Below are 3,768 nucleotides of genomic sequence, written 5' to 3'. Positions count from 1 at the left end.
ACGCCGTCCACCACGGTCTCGACCGGGATGTGGAGGTGCCCGTGGACCGCTGCGCGCGCGTGATATTTCGGGGCCCAGTCACGTGTTGCTTCGGTCCCGCACCACAGCGCAATATCGGGATACCGCAGCCGCCGCGTCGGTTCGACCACCAGTGGCCAGTGGTTGACCAGCACCGTTTCACCACGTACTTCGTCGAGACGCCCGCGCGAGTACTCCACGCGTTCGGCGCACCACTCTTCCACATTCACGTAAGGTGCGATGGCGATCTCGTCGTCAAGCACAACCTCTGCCTGGGCGATCGCCTGGCGCGCGGACAGCCCCAGGGGACGAAACGAGTAGTCATACAGCGTAAACAGGGGGCACACGGTCACACCGGCGAAGACGGGAAATGGGTCCTCCGGCGTCACGATACCCAGCGCCCGCAGCTCCCCCACCAGCGCCCGGTAGCGGGCTTTGCCATTGATGCGATCGGTGCGCCGGTTGAAAAGCTCGTGGTTGCCGGGCACCCAGATCACTTTCGCGAAGCGCTGGGCCAGCGGCTTCATGGCGCGGACGACATCGGGGATCTTGTCGGCCACATCGCCGGCGACGATCAGCCAGTCCTCCGGGTGCTCGGGAGCTAGCTTATCGACGATCGCTTGATTCTCCGGGAAGGTGACGTGCAGGTCGCTGACTGCCCACAATGTGCGTGCCATGCTGGTTCAGTGTAGCGACCACGAAGTGGCTTAGGCCGGTGCCACTGTTTTGTTGTCGCCCCGCCCACGGGCGAGCGTGACTCCCAGGAAGGTGATGAAGAAGCAGGCGGCCATGTAGCCGGCAGCCCAGGTGATGGAACCATCGCCGGCTTCCAGCAGCGCGGTGACGATCATCGGCGTGAGCCCTGCGACCAGCGCGCCGTTGGTTTCTCGTGCCAGGGCAGTACCGGTGAACCGTGTGCGCACGGGGAACAGGTTAGCCAGGAAAGCACCCTGGGCACCTGACGTACACGCCAGGACAAAACCGTAGGACACAGCCAGTGCCGCGAATGCGATCCAGATATTGCCTGATTTGAAGGCGGTGAACAGCGGGTAGGCGAAGAATAAACCGGCTAATGCGCCGACCGCCATCACGCGCCCTGCCCCGAACCGGTCGCCCGCCATGCCGCCCAAGGGGCTAAGCAGAATGCCCAACAGGGAGCCCAGCAGCACGGAGGTCAGTGCCTCGGTGCGCTCGAGGCCGCCGTAGGTGACCATGATGGTGATCGAGGCAATCGAGATGATGTAGTTGTTGGCGTTGTGCCCGGTCACAGCCATGAAACCGAGGATGACCTCGCGCCACTGATTCTTCAGCACCTCCCCTAGCGGGGTGCGGGCCTCGCGCTGGACGGCGTCGCGTTGCTCCATCGCGGCCTGATAGTCGGGGGATTCCTTCAACTTGGTCCGGATGAAGATCGCGACGAGGAACAGCACCACCGACGCCAGGAAGGGCGCGCGCCACCCCCAGCCATAGAACTGTTCTTCCGGCAACGCAGCCACCGCGAGAAAAGCGAGCGTGGCGATCGCCGATCCCGCCGGGGGCATCGACATGATCAGGGACGTCCACAAGCCGCGCCGGGCTGGGGTGGCGTATTCGGCGACCAGGGTCATCGCACCGGTGAGCTCCGCACCGGCGCCTAGGCCTTGGAGGAGGCGCAGGCCGACGAGCATCACGACGGCCCACACACCCGCCACCTCGGCCGTGGGCAGCAGGCCGATTCCGACGGTGGACACACCCATCACAATCATGGTGAACAACATCGCGGGTTTGCGGCCGTGCTTGTCGCCCCAATGGGCGATGAGTAAACCACCAAAGGGCCGCGCGATGAAACCCACGGCGAAGGTGGCAAATGCCGCGACGGCCTGGCCGGCGTCGAGCTGACCGAAGAACAGTGGCCCGATCACCAGGGAGGCTGCCGCGCCGTAGAGGGCGTAGTCATACCACTCGACCAGGGTGCCCAGCATCGATGCGAAAACTGCGCGCCCACCACCTTTGCGCAGGCCGAGCGTGTTCGGTGCGCTAGATGAAGTCGTGCTCATGGTGTCCTGCTTTCCAGTCGAGGGAGACCATGTCTGGGTTGAGGTCGGCGATGGATCCCACGCCCATCAGTTGCATCGTGCGGATCATCTCCGCCTGCATGATGTCCAGCAACCGCACCACTCCTTCGGCGCCGCCGGCCATCAGGCCGTAGAGGTACGCACGCCCGATCATCGCGGCATCAGCACCCAGAGCGACGGCGGCGATGACATCGGCGCCGCTCATGATTCCGGTATCGACGATCACGGTCGGTTCATCACCAACGGCCTTGCGCACCGCTGGCAGTGTGTACAGCGGGACGGGCGCGCGGTCCAGCTGTCGCCCACCGTGGTTGGAGAGGATTACGCCGTCTGCGCCTGCGTCGATGGCACGTGCGGCGTCGGTTGCCGTTTGGATCCCCTTCATCAACAAGGTGCCCTTCCACTGGTCGCGCAGCCACGCGATATCGTCGAAGTTCAGCGATGGGTCGAACATGTTGCCGATCTGCGCGATGGACTTCGTTCCCTCACCAAAGTTGGTGAAGCCCAGGGGTTTCGTCGTTAAGAAGTTGAACCACCACTCCGGGCGGTAGGACGCATCCAGCACCGTCTTCAGCGTGAGCTGCGGCGGGAACGTCATGCCGTTGCGCGCATCCCGGTGGCGTGCCCCGGCGACCGGGGTGTCCACGGTGACGATGAGCGTGTCATAGCCGGAGCGTTCAGCGCGCTCGATGAGGCCCTCGGAGATCTCCCGGGATTCGCTGGCCATGTACAGCTGGAACCACTTGCGTCCATACGGGCCAGCGGCGGCGACTTCCTCGATGGTCGCGGTGCCGACAGTCGACAGCGAGAATGGGATGCCCGCCTGGTGAGCCGCGGTCACGCCGGCCACTTCGCCCTCCGCGTGCATCATGCGCGTGAACCCGGTTGGCGCGATGGCCAGCGGCATTGCGGCCTCTCCCCCGGCGACGGTGGTGGAAAGTTCCACGTTGGACACGTCGCGAAGCACCCGCGGGTGGAAGCTGAGGTTGGCCCATGCCTCGCGCGCCCGGCCCAAGGAGATTTCTTGTTCGGCAGCGCCTTCGACATAGTCGAAGGGCCCGGTAGGCGTGCGTCGTTGAGCGATCTTGCGCAGGTCCCACACGTCTTGGGCTGCGTTGAGCCGTGCTTGACGACGATCACCCGTAGGCTTCTTGAATTTCAGGAAGTCAGTGAAAATCTGCGGGGCTGGAAGTTGTCGTTTCAGAGGGACAAGGCGTTTGACCATAGTGGTGTAAAATACCATAGTCCGACAGTGTGGTGAGCATCGCTAATGGTTGCTGGCCTCGTCGATAAGCGCCGGCGTCTTCTCTGGCTGCGGGGAGAGGCGCACGATGTGGATGGTGACTAGGACCGCGATGATGGGCAGGATGATCCAGGTGACGGTCTTGCCGATCAGCCATGCGGAGAGCAGAATGCCCAGCCACATGATCGTGAGGGTGCGGGCTTTGTGCTTCGGTGTCATCGACTTGTTGTAGTAATTGTCGATGTAGGTGCCGAAGACTTTGTGGTTGATGAGGTAGTTGTGCAGGCGTGTGGAGCTGCGCGCGAAACAAAAGGCGCTGAGCAGCAGAAACGGCGTGGTGGGGAGAACGGGAAGCACGATGCCGAGCGCGCCCAGGGCCAGCGAAATGACGCCCACGGTGGCAAGGATCGGCTTCAACATACCCGCCACTATACAACTAAAGGATGATTCTGC

Annotated in this window: 4 protein-coding genes; all 4 read right to left on the bottom strand. The window is 63.4% G+C overall.

What is annotated here, in order from left to right:
- Positions 1-695 (bottom strand): metallophosphoesterase family protein (locus ACHFGA_RS04345; protein WP_394281203.1); only part of this gene is annotated, 695 nt, incomplete at its 3' end.
- A 30-nt stretch (positions 696-725) separates the two neighbouring features.
- The gene (locus ACHFGA_RS04340; protein ID WP_394281202.1) at positions 726-2,054 is read right to left on the bottom strand and encodes an MFS transporter; all 1,329 of its coding nucleotides are present in this window, start codon (positions 2,052-2,054) and stop codon (positions 726-728) included.
- Positions 2,035-3,297 carry an alpha-hydroxy acid oxidase gene (locus ACHFGA_RS04335; protein WP_394281201.1) on the bottom strand — a complete coding sequence of 421 codons (1,263 nt, stop codon included), beginning with the start codon at positions 3,295-3,297 and terminating at the stop codon, positions 2,035-2,037. Before ACHFGA_RS04335 ends, ACHFGA_RS04340 begins: the two co-directional genes overlap by 20 nt.
- 42 nt (positions 3,298-3,339) lie before the next feature.
- Positions 3,340-3,735: a YbaN family protein gene (locus ACHFGA_RS04330; protein WP_394281200.1), complete on the bottom strand. Its 396-nt coding sequence runs from the start codon at positions 3,733-3,735 to the stop codon at positions 3,340-3,342.
- Between the last annotated feature and the right edge of the window lie 33 nt (positions 3,736-3,768).

This window comes from Corynebacterium sp. (assembly GCF_043426755.1).
In the GTDB taxonomy this organism is placed as follows: domain Bacteria; phylum Actinomycetota; class Actinomycetes; order Mycobacteriales; family Mycobacteriaceae; genus Corynebacterium.
The sequence above is the reverse complement of the archived record's forward strand: the minus strand, read 5'-3'. Positions and strand labels throughout refer to the sequence as shown.